Here is a 17,098-nt window from a genome sequence, read left to right as displayed (position 1 = left end):
CTCAATTTGATTAATCTCGAAGATTATAATTTAGTTGATTCCATATCATTCATAGACTCTTCGAATAAAGGAAATTCATCACTATATGATTTTGTGTGGAATAGTTATGAAAATATGATTGTAATAGCTCACCAACATTCTGACAAATTTATAATCTATAAGATAGATGGAAAATACACCGTTATAGAGACTTCCATTTATGATACACATGAAGATTTTTCTGCAGAACGTATCACGTACTCAGACATAGCATGTGGTAAATATATTTACATTCTATCACAGAAAAATGTTAATATAAACGATGCTACGGGATTCTCTGAAGTTGAAATCTATGATTATAATGGTAACTGTATAAGGAAATTGGTAATGAATATAATTGCAGACAAAATGCTTTTAGATGAAAATAACAACCGCTTATTCTTAACTTCGATTGAGGATAATTCCTTAAACATTCTCAAATTAAAATAGTTATTAATGCTACGCACCATTCTCCATCGCCCGATAGCAGTCACGATGGCATTGATAGCCATCGTGACACTCGGTGTGCTTGGCTTCACACGCATACCGGTATCACTCATGCCCGACATCGACGTACCACGCATCGTGGTGCAGATGTCGGCACAAGGCAGTTCTGCACGTGAGATAGAACAACGTCTTGTCAAACCCATGCGTCAGCAACTGTCTCAGGTGACAGGACTGAAAGAGATTGAATCCACATCGCGTACTGATGCAGGAGTGATAACCCTTTCGTTCAGCCCTGGCAGCGACATGAGCCTGCTCTTCATCGAGGTAAACGAAAAGATTGACCGCGCCATGAGCACCATGCCGAAGGATATGGAGCGTCCGAAGGTGATGAAGATTGGAGCATTGGATATACCAGCATTCTATATCGACGTAACAGGTGGAAAACCAGAACAATCGTCACGACTTGTGCGGAATGTCATCAGCAAACGCTTTGAACAACTGCCAGAGGTAGCGATGGTGGATTACAGCGGAATGGTAGGGACACAGATTACCATAACGCCAGATGAGACACGTATCTGCGGACTCGGTATCACCAACAGCGACATAGAAAAGGCTATCAGCGACAACAATATCGTATTGGAGGCACTTAATGTTCGCGATGGCATATATCGCTATACCATACATTTCGACTCGCAGATACTCTCCGTCAACGACATTGAGAATATCTACCTGCATCATGAAGGACGCTTGTTGCAGTTGAAGGACATCTGCAAGATAGAAGAGAAGGCTGCCGAGCGCAAAGGTCTGGTGACTTCAGACGGCAAACCTGCCATAACAATGGCGGTGATAAAACAGAGCGATGCTCAGATGAGTAAGCTGCAAGGAAGCGTTGACACACTGATGACACAGCTGACGAAGGATTATCCAGAACTCAGCTTTCATGTAACACGTGATCAGACACGGCTTCTGTCATACAGTATGGAGAACCTTCAGTGTAACCTCGTACTCGGTATCGTGATGGCAAGCATGGTGCTGTTCCTCTTCATCGGTGGATGGAGAATACCGCTGTTGGTAATAATATCCATACCGCTCTCACTCATACTGACGCTGCTGTGCTTCTACATAACAGGAATATCATTGAACATTATATCCCTTTCCGGTCTTATCCTTGGAGTGGGAATGATAGTGGACAATGCCATCATTGTGATAGACAATATCAGACAGAAGAAGGAAAGCAATGATGCGAGCATAGTTGGTTCAGTCAAGGAAGTGTTTATGCCGATGCTGTCATCTGTCCTTACCACTTGCTCTGTCTTCATACCGCTGATATTTCTCAGCGGAACAGCAGGCGCATTATTCTATGACCAGGCAATGGGAATAACCATAGCACTGTTCTGTTCGCTGATGGTAGCATCACTCGTAATACCCGTCTATTACCGATTGCTGTTCAAAAACAATACTGCAAATGTAAACATACAACAATTTCATAAGGCAGAACGCATCATGCAGAAATGCTACGAGCAAGGCATGAGGTTCACTTTGCGAAACGGAAAGAAATTCGCAGTAGTGTTTGCTGTCTGTATAGCAGCATTGCTGATAGTGTTCCCACTGCTGAAGAAAGAAAGGATGCCGGAACTGCCACTTGACGATGCGCTGGTGATGATTGACTGGAATGCAGGCATAACACCTGAAGAGAATCACCGACGTGTCACAGAGGTCATTGATAAGGCTAAGGAACATATAGAGTCAAACACAACGATGGTAGGCGGTCAGGACTTCATTCTCTCTCATACAAGGAACATAACGAGCAGTGAGGCTGTATGCTACATCAAGAGCAGATCGGCAGATGAATGCGAGAAGGCGCGTGAAGAAATGACACGCTATATAGAAACACATTATCCGAAAGCCAAGGTAGAGTCCGCTGTTGCAACGAATATCTTTGACCTCATATTCTCAATAGACGAGCCAACGCTGCAGATACGTCTCCAAAACCGTAACGGCAGCAGACCAACAGTGGAACAGACAAGGACGGTGACAGATTCTCTGAGACTGAATTTTCCACACCTTGACATCCAGCCTGTATCAACAGAAGCATATCTGCAGTATATCACCGATGCCGGACAGATGGCTTATTTTAAGGTCTCTTATCAGCAGTTGTATGCACGCTTCAGAGAATTACTTGGCGGCAACAGTATTTATGACATCAACAACGGTGGTGAGAGCGTTCCTGTCATAATAGGCAACGGCAACAAGGATGCACATATCCTGCTCAGCAATACTATAAGAAATACGGATGGCGTTGATATTCCTTTGTCATATCTTGTAAAAGAATCTCGAAAGGAAGACTACAAACATCTTCTCTCTGGTGATGACGGGGAGATCTCCGTGATAAACATAGAAAGCACCAGTGACAGTGATGCCAAGGAGATAATGGAGTATGTCTCTCGTCTTTCAGATCAAGAGTCACTCAGCATACAGCCTTCATTCAAGGGAAGTTATTTCTCCTCTCGCTCAATGATATGGGAGTTGGTGATGGTACTGATAGTTGCTGTCATGCTCCTTTACTTCATCCTTGCAGCGCAGTTTGAGAGTATGCTGCAGCCAGTAATCATCCTGACAGAGGTGGTTATCGATGTTGCAATGGTTATGCTTGTATTGTTTGTCTGCGGAGAGTCTCTGAACATAATGTCAATGATAGGTATAGTTGTGATGTGCGGTATCATCATCAACGATTCCATCTTGAAGGTTGACACAATCAACAGGATATATAGGAATGCCACAAAAGCAGGGGCAAGAACAAAGATGACTCTGCTGAAGTCCGTATTGCAGGCAGGACACAGCAGACTGAGACCTATCGTAATGACATCGCTGACGACAATCCTGGCCATATTGCCGCTGATGCACCGCGGTGACATGGGCTCCGCATTACAGTTCCCACTTTCATTCGCCATTATCGTGGGAATGGTTGTAGGTACGATGGTGAGCCTGTTCTTCGTGCCTTTGGTTTATCTGATGATATACAGAAAGAAATGAAACATTCGTTTTCCATAATACTAATCATGTGCGTTCTGATGGTCATCGGTGTATGGGTAACACCACGCCTGGACATAAGCAATGAGCCACGCCCTGAGCAAGGAAAGACTCTCACCATTTCCTTCTCATGGCATAATGCTTCCGCTAAGGTTGTTGAGCAGAACGTGACCTCGCGTATTGAAGCTCTGGTTAGTTCGGTAAAAGGAGTGGAGAAGGTCTCTTCCGTAAGCCGTTTCGGTTCCGGACTCATAACCGTAGAGATGAAGCCGAAGGCAAATGTGTCGATGGCAAAGTTTGAGATAGCCTCCATACTGCGACAGGTGAAAAGCAAACTGCCGGAGGATGTCTCTTACCCTATAGTATCTGGAGGAGAGATCAATGCGTCTTCCGCTGATGATAATGAGGTAAAGCTGATTCTGACATATCGGGTAAATGCTGCCGATATGTCAGGCGAACAGATAAAACAGTTGGTGGAGCGCAGACTGGGACATTCCATCGAAAGGATAGAAGGAGTACACCATGTTGACATAACTGGTGCCACCTCCCACTATATGGAGATAGCATACGATGCGGAGGAAATGGCTTTGTATGGCATAAAGGGAGCAGACATAACTGAAGCAGTGCGTAACTATACAGGTAGGGAGGATGTTATCGGTGAAGTCACCACAGACAAAGGTCAAGTCACCATACCTCTCATCCTCTCATCAAAGGAAAAGGATAATACTTTTGAGTCCATGCCACTGAAGAGTATAGGAGGAAAGACGATGTATCTCAACAACCTCACGTCATGCACTGTACGCGAGAAACAGCCGGACAGTTATTTCCGCATCAACGGACAGAATACATTATATATAAATATATACGCAGAAAAGGATGCCAATATCGTAAGAGTGTCCGATGCGGTGAAGGATGCTATTGACGGATGTCTGTCATCGCAGACAAAGGCGAACACATTGGAATATGAATTAAGCTACGACCGTGCGGAAGTACAGATGAAGGAGTTCAGAACCCTGCTGGTACGTTCGTCCCTCACACTCATCATTCTCCTGCTGTTTGTCTGGATTGTAAGCCGCGGACGGTGGAAATATCTCTGTATCATTGCCATTTCCCTTGCTGCGAATATTCTGATTGCCGCTGTGGTTTACTGGTTGTTGGATATCCGCCTGCATCCTATGTCCATGGCTGGCATTACCGTTTCACTCGGTATCATCATTGACTCTACCATCGTTATGGTGGATCACTATGGATATTACCGTAACCGCAAGGCTTTCCTCGGTATCATAGCCGCCATGCTTACGACGATAGGTTCATTGGTAATCGTATTCTGGCTGCCGGATTTCCTACGGCATGACCTGAAGGACTTCTCTGTCGTTGTGATGATAAACCTCGCAGTGGCGATAGTTGTATCAGTATTCTTTGCCCCTGCCTTGGTAGAGAGGATGCAGTATATCAGCAGGAGAAACATTGTAAAGCGGAATTTTGGTACTCGCTTCATTATTGCTTTCACGCATTTATATTCAAAGTATGTAGGTATTACCCAGCATCGCATCGGCAGATGGGCTTTGCTTGTTGTCTTTGCATGTATGTTTGGTGGGGCATTGAAACTATTCATCGACTGTCTTGACTCCAATACTTTCCGTCCGAAAGACAGAGAGCTGCAACTGACAATACGTGCACAGATGCCAGTAGGTGGCAGCGTGCAGGAACTAAACGAGAAGGTGAAAGAGGTGGAAGCATTCCTGACACAGTATAAGGAGATAAAGAGATTTGAGACCTCAATACGTTCGCGTGGTGCTTCCATCGTTGTGGAATTCAGGAAAGATGCCTTACAGACGGGTTTCCCTTATATGCTGGAGAACAAGGTGATAGGCAAGGTGATAACAATAGGTGGAGCAGACTGGGCAACATCGGGTGTCAGTGAACGAGGGTTCAGCAATTCCCTTAACCTGCAGTATCGTGCCAACAGCATTGAAATTTCCGGATATGATTACGAAAGGTTATACCGTTATGCGGAAGATATGTGCAGTGATATGAGGCAGAACAAACGAGTGACGGATATTGCCATCGTAACGCCAGACCATGAGGAACAGGAGGATGAGTTCTATATGGACTATGACAGGCGTGCTCTCGCCGTTGACAGCGTAAAGCCGCAGGATGTTCACAATGCTATCCAGGGATTGTTGTCTCAGCGTAGTGCAGGGGAGATAATCATTGACAGGGATAAGGACTGTAGACTTCCTGTTATGATAAAGCCATCTACCATTGACTCGTATGACCAGTGGAAACTGCGGAACTCTTATATCAATGTAAGCGGTCGCGCTGTCCGTCCTTCTGACTTTATGGATATTAACGAGCGTCAGGCCAAGAATGTCATTCCACGTAACAATCAGGAATATGTCCTGAGGGTAGCATTCAATGTTCTTGGCTCATATACCTATACAGACAGATACATCAAGCGGATTACTGAGAAATATAACAATTTGTTTCCTGTTGGTTTCAGATGCCTGAACAAGACGTATGGGGCATACGATGACAATGGTACGCAATACTGGCTTATCGGACTTGTTGCTGTGATTATCTTCTTCATTCTGGCAATAATATTTGAGAGTCTGTTACAGGCTCTGGCTATTACTATGCTGATACCAGTTTCGTTCATCGGGCTGTTCCTGACATACTACCTTACAGGTGTTCCGTTCGGTACTGGTGGCTTTGCCGCCATGGTTCTGTTGTCTGGTCTCACTGTCAATGCAGGTATATATGTATTATGCCAGTACAATAATATGTCATGCAGGGGAGTGAAGACGTACGTCACTTCGCTAAATCACAAAATTCTGCCGATATTACTGACCATTCTATCCACAATGCTCGGAATGATACCATTCCTCATTGATGGACATGAGGAACAACCGTTCTGGTATTCCCTTGCGGTTGGTACTATTGGTGGCCTTTCAGTTAGCGTCATTCCTCTTTTGTTATTTTTGCCATTAATATTGAGACTAAACATAAAAGTAAAATTACATAAATCATAACAACTTTAACAATGAAGTATTTCAAATCAAAAAAACTATGTTTGTTGTGTTGACACTTTTGGGAATAATAGTGTTAATCACATCTTCGCTTTATCTGCACCATCGTAAGACCAACAACGTCAATGAAATAATTACGGAGTTGATAGGACAGACCATTGTATTATCAGATACTGCCATAGTTAAAGATACTATTCCTGTCTCTGTTGATTCTATTCTGAAACAGAATCAATATAAAATCATTTCGTATGTAGATACTTCCTATTGCTATAGTTGCAGACTTCAACTCAAGAAATGGAAAGAGTATATATCTGAGGTTTCAGATAAGAAGAAAAGCGTGGTTATGTTACTTGTCTTCAATTCTTCTTTAAAGCATGAAGCAGAGAACCTGTTAGGAATGGTTGATTGGAATATGCCTGTTTTCTTTGATAAAAAGGGATATTTTAAAAAGACTTACAATATTCCTGATGAATTTGCTCTACAAACATTTTTGCTAGATAATAACAATAAGGTCATTGCAGTTGGCAACCCTGTTTACAATCTATGAGGTATTTTGCAGGAAAGTAACCCATGTTTTTGATTGAATTTTACTTTTAGAGCTCAGAAATTACATTGGCGCATACAGCCTTGAATTTCTCCGTGTATTGACGCTGTTTCAAATTTGCAAAGGTGGCTGCCCTCTCACCAACCAACTCTTCAGGATGTTCCTGGAAGTATTGCTCAATCCTTTGGAATTGGAGCCAGTCAGTGAAATGAAGACCCAGCAGGGAGTTCAGCCACAATGGGGTGTCTTCATCGAAAACGATCTCATTGCCATTGTCCATGAGTTCATTGAATCTTTTGCCGACATCTATGAACCCATCAGCGAAGTCCTTATTGCAAATCTCGCCTTTGACGAATTTTTCAAGCAAGTCCTTAGCTGTTGTTTCTACGTCCGTAAAGCGTGTTCTCTTGCCTTTGCGGAACTTTCCGAACAGATCAGATATATAATCGAATGACATAGTGTTTATTTTTATGATTCTTTACTCAGTTTATTGATATTCCTTAATTCCGCAACACTATAGTTCTATTTTTTTTAAGTACCTGAGCAACAAAAAGTTCTTGCTTGTGGCAAGCGGCAAAGCCGAGCGCCTCAGAATTTTGCCATGTCAGATTTTTCACTTATCTTAGTGTTGCAAATCAAAATATGTATCAAACCCGACAGACATGGCAAAGGTAGCAATAAAATCTGAGAAACTCACTCCTTTTGGAGGAAGATTTTCAATAATGGAATAAATTGACCCCAAACTCTCATTCATAATAAACCTCAACTCCTGGTATGGGGCTTATTAGGTTCCGCTGTGGAATATGGCATAAAAAAAGTCTTAAGTATTTAACTTAAGACTCTCTGCGGTGCGTACGAGATTCGAACTCGTGACCCCATGCGTGACAGGCATGTATTCTAACCAACTGAACTAACGCACCTTGTGCATTATTAAGGAACAGTTGCGGTGCGTACGAGATTCGAACTCGTGACCCCATGCGTGACAGGCATGTATTCTAACCAACTGAACTAACGCACCATTGAAAGGATGCTGTTCCTCATTTGCGAGTGCAAAGGTACAATTATTTTTTGTTTCCACCAAATATTACATGAACTTTTTTTTGATTTATGTAAAAATAGAGTTTGATGTATATTGTTGATAGTTGTTGGTTCAAAAATAACATAAGAAATAGGGACGCATTGCAATGCGTCCCTATTTCTTGGATATTAGGCTGTTATCTCAAATTTCAGTTTTTCCTGTCCTTCTTCCTTGCCGATTGTTATCGTGTCGCCCGGATGTGCCTCTCCATTGAGCATCATCTCGCAGAGACCTTCCTCTATATAGGTTTGGATAGCTCTCTTAAGTGGGCGGGCACCGAACTGCACATCGTAGCCTTTGGTTGCAACCATTTCCTTGGCTTCGTCACTTATGTTGAGCTTGTAGCCCATCTGTTCCATTCGTCCGAATAGGCCGGAGAGCTCAAGGTCGATGATGGTTTTTATGGCCTGGATGTCCAGCTGGTCGAAGGTGATGATGTCGTCGAGCCTGTTTAGGAATTCTGGCGAGAACTGCTTGCTGAGGCTCTTCTGTATGATGGAGCGTGCGTACTCCTTATCCTTGTCGTCAAGGGATAGTCCCATGGTGGTGCCTGCATTGAAGCCCACGCCCTTGCCGAATTCTTTCAACTGCCGTGTTCCTGCGTTGGATGTCATTATTATAATGGTATTGCGGAAGTCTACCAATCGTCCGTTGCCGTCGGTAAGTCGGCCTTCGTCAAGAACCTGCAGGAGCATGTTGAACACGTTGCCGTGAGCTTTCTCTATCTCGTCAAGCAGCACGATGGAGTAGGGATGTCTTCTGACGCGCTCGGTCAGCTGTCCTCCTTCCTCGTAGCCTACGTATCCCGGAGGTGCTCCTACGAGTCTTGAAGTGTTGAAGCTCTCGCTGTACTCGCTCATGTCTATGCGTATGAGTGCGTCCTCGCGTCCGAACATCATGATGGCGAGCTGCTTGGCAAGGTATGTCTTTCCTACTCCAGTCGGGCCAAGGAACATGAATGCGCCTATGGGGTGATTGGGATCCTTGAGTCCCACGCGGTTGCGCTGTATGGACTTCACCACTTTGTCTATGGCGGCATCCTGTGCTACAATCCTGTTCTTCAGCTCCTGGGCCATGTGCCGCAGCTGAGAACCCTCTGCCTCAGCTATTTTCTGCACGGGTACTCCAGACATCATTGCCACTACGTTTGCCACGTCAGCATCGGTAACGGTTATGCGTGTTGCTCCGTCGCCACTTGTCCATTTGCGGTTCATCTCGGCCAGCTCTGCCTCCAGCTCGGTCTGTCTGTCGCGGAAGCCCGCTGCCAGCTCGAAGTTCTGGTTCTTCACGGCAGCCTGCTTCTTGGCCTTCATCTGCTCTATTTCCTTTTCCTTGTCTCTTATCTCGACGGGAACCTCTGCATGCAGCAGGTGTATTTTTGCTCCCACCTCATCAAGAGCATCAATGGCCTTGTCCGGGAAGTGTCTGTCGTTGACATATCGCCCTGTCAGTTTGACACATGCGCTTAGTGCCTCGTCGGTATAGTTGACATGATGATGTTCCTCGTATCTGTCCTTGATATTGCGCAGGATATCGAGGGTCTCAGTCTCGGATGTTGGCTCGACAAGTACTTTCTGGAATCTTCTTTCCAATGCTCCGTCCTTCTCGATGCTCTTTCTATATTCGTCGATGGTCGTGGCTCCGATACATTGTATGGTACCCCTTGCAAGGGCTGGCTTCATGATATTGGCTGCGTCCATGCTGCCAGGCGTGCTGCCTGCTCCAATCATGGTGTGTATCTCGTCGATGAATACTATTATGTCAGGATTTTGCTCCAGTTCGCGCAGCAAGGTCTTGATTCTCTCCTCAAATTGTCCACGATATTTCGTTCCTGCTACCATGGCCGTCATGTCAAGACTTACTACCCTCTTGCCGAAAAGTATCGGTGAGGTGCGATGGTGGGCAATAAGTTGCGCCAGTCCCTCGACGATAGCGCTCTTGCCTACTCCTGGCTCTCCTATGAGTATGGGGTTGTTCTTCTTTCTTCGGCACAGTATCTCCATCATTCGTGCTATCTCTGCCGTACGTCCCACCACAGGGTCGAGCTTGCCTTCGAGTGCTGCCTGTGTCAAGTCGGTAGAGAAGTTGTCCAGTACAGGAGTCTTGCCGGCTGGCTTCTTCGTTGCTGTAGCCATATGGTCCTTGTTCTGATTTTTGTTATCCACTGTGTTATCATCCATCTCGTCCTCGAACTCGTCATCCGACAGACCTATGCCGTCGTTAGGTTTGCTTGTCTTGTGCAAGTATGCAAGAGCGTCATCATATGTAATATTGTTTGATTCGAGCACAATTTTTGCCCCATTGTCGCTCTTGTCGTGAAGCATGGCCAGTAGCAGGTGTTCCACGTCCACTGTCTGTGTGTGTTGCACGCGTGCCTCAAGTACGGCGAGCTTCAGGATGTTGCTTGCCTTATCGTTAAGTACAAGTTCTGTTGTTATAAGAGGTTGTGAATAGTTGTCCTCTCTTACCCTATCTTCCAGTTCGGCCTTTATGATGTCCGTATTGATAGCCATTCGTCTCAGAACATCGCAAACGTTGCTCTTCCTGTCGCGTATGATGCCCAGGAGAAGATGTTCCGGTCCGACAGACCTGCTTGCGAGCCGTGTAGCCTCCTCGCGGCTGTATGCAAGTATTTCCGATACTTTTGGTGAAAACTGGCTTGTCATATTGGTCTGTATCCTTTCTTTCTTATTGTTACTCTGCAAAATTATATCATTTTTGTGTGATATAATGCAAAGTCTATGCCAAAAAATACTAAATCAGTAACATAGTTGCGCAAACGGGCATCTCTCGCATCTTGTTCTGTCTGTTGTTGGGGCAAAGTCGATGTCTGTGCTGAACATTTCGCCAACTAACTGCTGGAGCATCTGGTTGAATTCGTCATCATAGTCGGATATGTCGCCAATAGGTTCCTTGGCGAAAGTCAAGGTTGGGTCATAATCCTTGTTTGATGCCCGCTGTATGTATAGCAGTGCTGGTACGACAGGTGTCTGCGGGTTTTGGGCACGCACAATAGACGAATAGAGCATGGTCTGCAGATAGTAGTTGGCGGGAATGGAGGTATTTCTCTCACTATCGAAAATCTCCTCTACCGTCTTCGGCCATGACGATGGGTATCGGCCTGTCTTGTAGTCTACGATGCGTATCTTGCCGTCTGACTCAGTACGGTCGACACGGTCGATGATGCCTCCGAACTTGCATGTGACGACCTTGCCGCCTACCATTGTGCTGAACTCCCGTTCTACCCATTTCTCTGTTGCCAGGATAGTAAGGGGAGCCTTCGCCATGTCGGCCTCCACTAATCGGTGCAGATACTTCTTTATAACCTCTGAGTTTATTTCCTGCAGTCCGTTTAGCCTGCCGAGTCTGGCCGTTGTAGGGTCTTGTCCGAACAGTTCCTTTACAAATGCCTTCTCCACGCATGAGTCAACCTCCTTGTGGAGTTTCCGCAGGTCATCAGCCTGAAGTATGCGTCCTATTTTCCCGCAATACAAAAATTCGGCTGCACTATGGAATATGTTTCCGAATATGCGTGCGTCGATGTCTTCGTCCTCTTCGTCCTCATCCTCCCTGAGCCCTACCACATGTGCGAAGAAGAACCGCAGCTGGCAGTTGAGATACATACCGAGAGCCGATGGCGAGATGCTTGGTAGCTTGGCTTCCTTCTTGGGCGTAAGCAATTTACGGATGATATCGTCGGTCTTGCTTACAGCTTTTTGGACAGTTCGCATAGGGGTCTGTCCGGCCAGCAGGCTTTCCCTTGATATGGTATGAGGCCCCTCAACCATCATCTGTAGCATGAAGCGGCTCATCTCTGAAGTATGGGTGCCCTCGGTAGTGGTGTTGTAGGTCAGGGTGATGTCTGTTGTCCTTTGTATTAGCCTGTTAAAATAGTAGGCATAGATGGCCACCTTGTTGTCGATGGTGGTCAGTCCGTAGAACTTTCTGATGGAGTAGGGGATGAACGAAGAGTCGTTGACACCCTTAGGCATATTTCCCTCGTTGCACGACAGGAAGAGTATATGGTCGAAGTCGAGGTTTCGGGTCTCGAGTACTCCCATTACCTGTACTCCCTCGGCCGGTTCTCCATGGAAGGGAACGCTTGTTGAGCTTACTATCTGACTCAGCAGGCGTTCGAGCGTTTGTGGCTTTATGTCGAGTAATCCTCTGTCGCTTAGGAGTTTTATCCTGTTTGTCAAAGTAAAACTCCTGAATATGGTTTCCTGGAAAAACGGGTCATCGTTGCTTCCGCTATGCTGCCCGATAAATTCCATTACCTCCGCCATCCATGTTATGGTCTCGGCCGTATCGCCTGGTTCAGCAGGTTGCCTGAACAGCAGACCTGTACCCTCGTCTATAGTCAGTTCCTTGCATGTAGGGAAATATTTGCGCTCATCGAGCAGCTTGCTCCTGAGCTTCATAGCCTGGTCGCTAATATATATAATGTATGGGTGGGTAAGCAGGCTGCTCACTGCCTTGAGCCTGAACGAGCATCCGTCGGGGCGCAGGCCGTCGGTGCGCAGTGTTATGAGCAGGTTGAGCAGCGAGGCGGCTGGCGAGAGTGCCAGTGGATATCCTGTTGTGATGTTTACAGGTATGCCCGGGGGAATGTTGCTGACAACCGTAGGCAGCAGCTTCTCGTCTGCCAGAACTATTGCTGTATGCCTTCCGGCTTCCTTGCGTCCTTTCTGTTCCAGCCATTGCGGAATGAGCTTGGCCTGAATGTTGTCCGTCTGCGCGCTAATGTAGGTTATGTCCTTGGGCTTGCCGATGTTGTTGTAGAGACTGTCATCGGCTGATGGCAGGGCATTGGGGAATTGTTCGAGATATTTGGCGATATATATTCCTGCCTCGCTTTTTGCCTCGCAACTTTTAGAATCGAGGTAGTAGTGGTCGAAATCCCAATAGAATAAAGCTTTGCCCTGTGCTTTCAGTCTACGGCACATCTGCTGTTCCACCTGCTGCATCATGTTGAAGCCCACGAACAGGTATTTGTCGTATCGGAAGTCTATGTCTGGCTCTTCCGCCACGTTTCTGTAGAGCATACCCTCGTATGCCAGTCCGTCCTTGGCCAGCCCGTTGCGGAAGTCGTGGTATATGTCGGGCAGCTTTCCCCATAGCTCATTGAACCTCGCCTTCAGCTCGCTGTCGGTTTCGGCAAAGTAACCGAAGAGCCTGCGGAGCTGTGCCAGCTGCGTCTCGTCGAGCATGTCGGCAGGAGCTGTAGTAAGCTGCTGATAGCTGCTAAGGTCGGCAAATATTTTATCGGCATCGCCCATGTTCTTGTCCAGATCGTCGAAGTCGGCCAGCAGCAGCTCGCCCCATCCGTAGAAGTGGTCGAGAGAATACTCTGCTGCCGCCCCTTGCATGGAAACATGCTTGGAATAGACGGCGTATAGGCGGCAGATGAGCTCTATCTGGTCAGCAACCTCTAAAGACGAGTGTCTTCTGAACAGGTCGCTGATGGTGATGTATGCGGGACTCCATATGGGCTTGTCGGCAATGCTCGTGAGATACTCGTTCATGAATAGCGAGGCACGCTTGTTGGGGAACACGACTGCTGTAGTGGCCAGGTTGGTGCCGAACCGTGCGATGATGTCCTGTGCAACATGCTCAAGGAAGGTATTGTTGTGTGTCATGCTCATATCGTTTCTGCTTCTATTTCTACTATTTTGTTGGAATAAACGTACCAGAGATAGCCTTTTACGTTGCTGTTGCCCATCTGCCGGAGCAGGGCCATGTAGGTGGCCACCTGGCGTTTGTGCTCATCGTTGGGTGCGGCAAACTTGAAGTCGACAACTACCGTCTCCTTACCGTCGGTCATCACCCTGTCAGGCCGATGTGTTACAGTCTTGCCCGTCATAGGGTCCCTGGACAATATCTCACACTCGTTGAAGAGATGCCAGCGGGGAGAGAACCATTCCCTTACCTTCGGGCTCTCGAGCCTCTTCTGCAGCATGGCCATGAGCTTCTCCTTAGATAGCGAGGCCGGGTATAGCTCACCCTCCTGCTCAAGCATGGTGAGAGCCTTGTCGATGTCGTCGAGAGTGCTTATGGTAGAGAAGATGTAATGGAGCAGGGTTCCTGTCTGTATGTATGCCTTACGCTCCTCGTCGGGTTCTTCATGGTTGCCCGTGAACTCCCGGCTCTTGTTGCTCTGACGGAACTGTACTGCCCGTTCTGCTGGGTTATAGCCTACGGCAACATCAGTTAGTGAAATCTGCCTGTGCTTAGCCTTGAATACGTTGTCGGACGCTTTCTCCTCCTTCTCATCGGCAATATATATCTCGCCAAGCCTGTATACCATGTTTGAGGTTTCTCCGTCATTCTCCTCCTCAAAGGTGCCTCCAGCCAGCTTACTGCTCTTCGTCAGCTCGGGTAAGACGGTTTCGAGAATGGCTGAGCGGATGGCTGTGTTTTGTGATGTTGCTGACGAAGCCTTCCTTCCTATGACAAAAAGGTTTTTCCCCGCACGTGTGAAAGCCACGTACAGAAGGTTCATGTTGTCCACGAGGTTCTGCACGTGCTCTGCCTCGTAGTCTGCCTCGTAGATGGTACCTTCGAGTCCGGTCTTGCTGAACTCTATGGGAGCCAGTGGCAGCTCATTGTATGGGGCTACATCTGGCGAGAGCCATATGATTCCGCCGCGCTCAAGAGGCCAGTCGCAGAACGGAATGATGACATTGTCGTACTCCAGACCCTTGCTCTTGTGTATGGTTATAAGCCTTATTCCGTCTACATCGTCGCTCTCGATGGCCTTTGTGCACATGTTCTCGTCCCACTCGCGAAGCACGTCCTTTAGGGTGGCGGGATAGTCGGAGAGGAACGTTGCAAGAGTGTCGAAAAACTTGCATACATAGGCTGTCTCCTCGCGGACGGATGCCAGAGAGAAGATGGTGTATATTGTCTCTGCCAGCTCGTAGACAGGCTTGGTCAGCAGGACTTGTCTCTCTGCCTTGCGGAATGCTTTTGGCAGAATGTCATCCAGATTGTCCATGTGGCGGAATATGTCGGCAGCCGTGTCGTCTTGGCCTATAAGCAGAAGGGTGTATCTGGCAAGAGTGGCCTTGGAAAGGATATCGTCTTCGTTTGCCAATACTCTCATGGCCGTTATGATTGTGTTGACGGCAAGTGATGCGCCAAGCACAAACGCCTCGTCAGAGACAAGGTTTACGCCAGGCAGCTCATTCATTAGATATTCTCCTAAAGTGGTTATGTTGGAGTTTGTTCGCGTCAGTATGGCTATGGATTTCTGTCTCGCGCCCCTTGCCAGCAAGTCTTTAACGATGGTAACCGTCCTTGCGAGGGTGTTGGCTCGATAGTCCTGCTTGTCGAGCAAGGCAATCTCTACATACCCTCGCTGCTGTCCATGCTTGCTGTCTGGAACTTTCTGTATGATGTTGCTGCCTCTGTATATGTCTCCGATGCCGGAAAACGTGTCCTTGAACTCACCGAACTCAGTGGCTGCAGCTTCCTCGAAGAATACGTTGTTGAAGTTGATAATGTTGGCTTCCGAGCGGTAGTTGGTGTCGAGAGTTGTCTGTCCGATATCCTTGTTGTCGAACTCCTTGCCGATAGCGTTAAGCAGTCTCCAGTCGCTATTTCGCCATCTGTAGATGCTTTGCTTTACATCTCCCACAATCAGACTTGTCGAATGTTGTGCCAGACAGTCGTTGAGCAGCACCTTGAAGTTCTTCCATTGTGCCATGCTCGTGTCCTGGAACTCGTCTATCATGATGTGCTTGATTTGCGTCCCAATCTTCTCGTATATGAACGGGGCGTCGCTATCGCCAATCATTCTGTTGAGCAGCATCTGTGTCGCGCTCAGCGGGAACCTGTTGGCCAGAGCGTTTGCCTCGTCAATCTTGTCGTTGATGCTTCCCAGCAGGCGCAGCTTGCTGATGTGCTCAATGGTTCTGGCAGCAGACTTGTAGTTGCCGAGATATTCCCGCCTCTTGTCCTCGGCCTCGTTCATAAGCTTCCTGAGAGCCTCGGCAGCCAGTTCGAGAGAGGTTCCCATGTCCTGTTTCTTCACCCATGCCGAGGTGCTCTCGCAAGCGGCTTGAGCCGTTTTGTTGAAGTGGTCGTCGTCCTTCTTCCTCGACATTTCCCTTAAGCCCTTGCCATACTTTATGAAATAGCCGCATGCGCCACGCGTACCATTTTTAAAGTCGGATATCTCCACACCGTGCGTGGACAGGGTCTCGCAGAAAGATGCGTAAACTCCTTCGTAAAACTTCTCGGATTTGCTCATGATAGCGCGCATCTTTGTCTCGAAGTCCTTGAAGAATGCGGGATTGCTGAATATCTTGTTCAGTTCGTCCTCGTGCTCTTTATATACATCTTTATATATGGTCAGTCCGAAATCCTTTATGGCTCCGATGACGTTCCAACTCAAGTCCTGGCTGATGTTGTCGCTTATGTAGTCGAGAATCCATTTCATGACATCGCTTTTGGGCAACAGTTGCTCAATCATCTCGTCGACAGCCTTCTCCTCCACCTGCTTGTCGTTGAGTGATAGCTTGAAGTTGGCATTTAGGTTCAGCTCCTTGGCCATGTTCCTCGTCACCTGCTGGAAGAAGGCATCAATGGTCTGTATCCGGAAATAGTTGTAGTTATGCAGCAGATACCTCAGGGCGATGGCTGCATTAGTCATAATCTGTTCGCGGCTTATGGTCTTTCCCCTCTTCAGGAAGCTGTTCTCTATGGCACGGGCATAGTCGTCAGAGTCGGGCAGCCCATTGGCCAGGCCGTATAGCTGGCTGAGTATTCGTAGCTTCATCTCGTTTGTTGCCTTGTTGGTGAAGGTCACGGCCAGTATTGACCTGTAGTTCTCAGGTCTCTCTATTAGCAGCTCTATGAATTTTACCGTCAGGGTAAAGGTTTTTCCGCTTCCAGCGCTTGCCCTATAGACGGTAAGCAGTTTGTTGTTGGAGGTCATTGTTGAAATTC

At 47.0% G+C, this 17,098-nt stretch carries 8 protein-coding genes and 2 tRNA genes; 4 read left to right on the top strand and 6 right to left on the bottom strand.

Translation table 11 applies throughout. The features are described from left to right. The 4 genes from CIL02_RS15935 to CIL02_RS15920 all read left to right on the top strand — a co-directional run. A partial coding sequence (locus CIL02_RS15935; protein WP_206073529.1) for a hypothetical protein occupies positions 1–468 on the top strand: 468 nt, incomplete at its 5' end. 6 nt (positions 469–474) lie between these two features. Continuing rightward, complete coding sequence (locus CIL02_RS15930; protein WP_094403239.1) at positions 475–3,498, top strand: efflux RND transporter permease subunit; 3,024 nt, start codon at positions 475–477, stop codon at positions 3,496–3,498. Next, entirely contained in the window at positions 3,495–6,527 is a 3,033-nt protein-coding gene (locus tag CIL02_RS15925) for an efflux RND transporter permease subunit (protein WP_094403238.1), read from the top strand. Before CIL02_RS15930 ends, CIL02_RS15925 begins: the two co-directional genes overlap by 4 nt. Positions 6,528–6,564: 37 nt before the next feature. Continuing rightward, the gene (locus tag CIL02_RS15920; RefSeq protein WP_094403236.1) at positions 6,565–7,071 is read left to right on the top strand and encodes a redoxin domain-containing protein; all 507 of its coding nucleotides are present in this window, start codon (positions 6,565–6,567) and stop codon (positions 7,069–7,071) included. 46 nt (positions 7,072–7,117) lie between these two features. On the opposite strand, the gene CIL02_RS15915 is transcribed toward CIL02_RS15920, so the two are convergent. The 6 genes from CIL02_RS15915 to CIL02_RS15890 all read right to left on the bottom strand — a co-directional run bounded on the left by CIL02_RS15915 (position 7,118) and on the right by CIL02_RS15890 (position 17,087). Continuing rightward, the gene (locus CIL02_RS15915) at positions 7,118–7,525 is read right to left on the bottom strand and encodes a hypothetical protein (protein WP_094403235.1); all 408 of its coding nucleotides are present in this window, start codon (positions 7,523–7,525) and stop codon (positions 7,118–7,120) included. A 389-nt stretch (positions 7,526–7,914) separates the two neighbouring features. Continuing rightward, a tRNA-Asp gene (locus CIL02_RS15910) sits at positions 7,915–7,988 on the bottom strand. Positions 7,989–8,012: 24 nt separating this feature from the next. After that, positions 8,013–8,086 (bottom strand) — tRNA-Asp (locus CIL02_RS15905). A gap of 188 nt (positions 8,087–8,274) precedes the next feature. Continuing rightward, a complete protein-coding gene (locus CIL02_RS15900; protein WP_094403233.1) occupies positions 8,275–10,812 on the bottom strand; it encodes an ATP-dependent Clp protease ATP-binding subunit in 2,538 nt (845 codons plus the stop codon). Between the two features lie 93 nt (positions 10,813–10,905). Beyond that, positions 10,906–13,791, bottom strand: a complete 2,886-nt coding sequence (locus CIL02_RS15895) for a PD-(D/E)XK nuclease family protein (RefSeq protein ID WP_240513755.1) — start codon at positions 13,789–13,791, stop codon at positions 10,906–10,908. Beyond that, complete coding sequence (locus CIL02_RS15890) at positions 13,788–17,087, bottom strand: exodeoxyribonuclease V subunit beta (protein ID WP_094403231.1); 3,300 nt, start codon at positions 17,085–17,087, stop codon at positions 13,788–13,790. Before CIL02_RS15890 ends, CIL02_RS15895 begins: the two co-directional genes overlap by 4 nt. Positions 17,088–17,098: the final 11 nt, after the last annotated feature.

Source organism: Prevotella sp. P3-122 (assembly GCF_002251365.1).
Lineage (GTDB): Bacteria > Bacteroidota > Bacteroidia > Bacteroidales > Bacteroidaceae > Prevotella.
This window is presented reverse-complemented; position numbering and strand designations above follow the sequence as displayed.

What these genes read in the sequence shown, in the direction of transcription:
- CIL02_RS15930 (WP_094403239.1), top strand. Translation starts at nt 475, where the DNA reads ATGCTACGCACCATTCTCCATCGCCCGATAGCAGTCACGATGGCATTG.
- CIL02_RS15925 (WP_094403238.1), top strand. Translation starts at nt 3,495, where the DNA reads ATGAAACATTCGTTTTCCATAATACTAATCATGTGCGTTCTGATGGTC.
- CIL02_RS15920 (WP_094403236.1), top strand. Translation starts at nt 6,565, where the DNA reads ATGTTTGTTGTGTTGACACTTTTGGGAATAATAGTGTTAATCACATCT.
- CIL02_RS15915 (WP_094403235.1), bottom strand. Translation starts at nt 7,525, where the DNA reads ATGTCATTCGATTATATATCTGATCTGTTCGGAAAGTTCCGCAAAGGC.
- CIL02_RS15900 (WP_094403233.1), bottom strand. Translation starts at nt 10,812, where the DNA reads ATGACAAGCCAGTTTTCACCAAAAGTATCGGAAATACTTGCATACAGC.
- CIL02_RS15895 (WP_240513755.1), bottom strand. Translation starts at nt 13,791, where the DNA reads ATGAGCATGACACACAACAATACCTTCCTTGAGCATGTTGCACAGGAC.
- CIL02_RS15890 (WP_094403231.1), bottom strand. Translation starts at nt 17,087, where the DNA reads ATGACCTCCAACAACAAACTGCTTACCGTCTATAGGGCAAGCGCTGGA.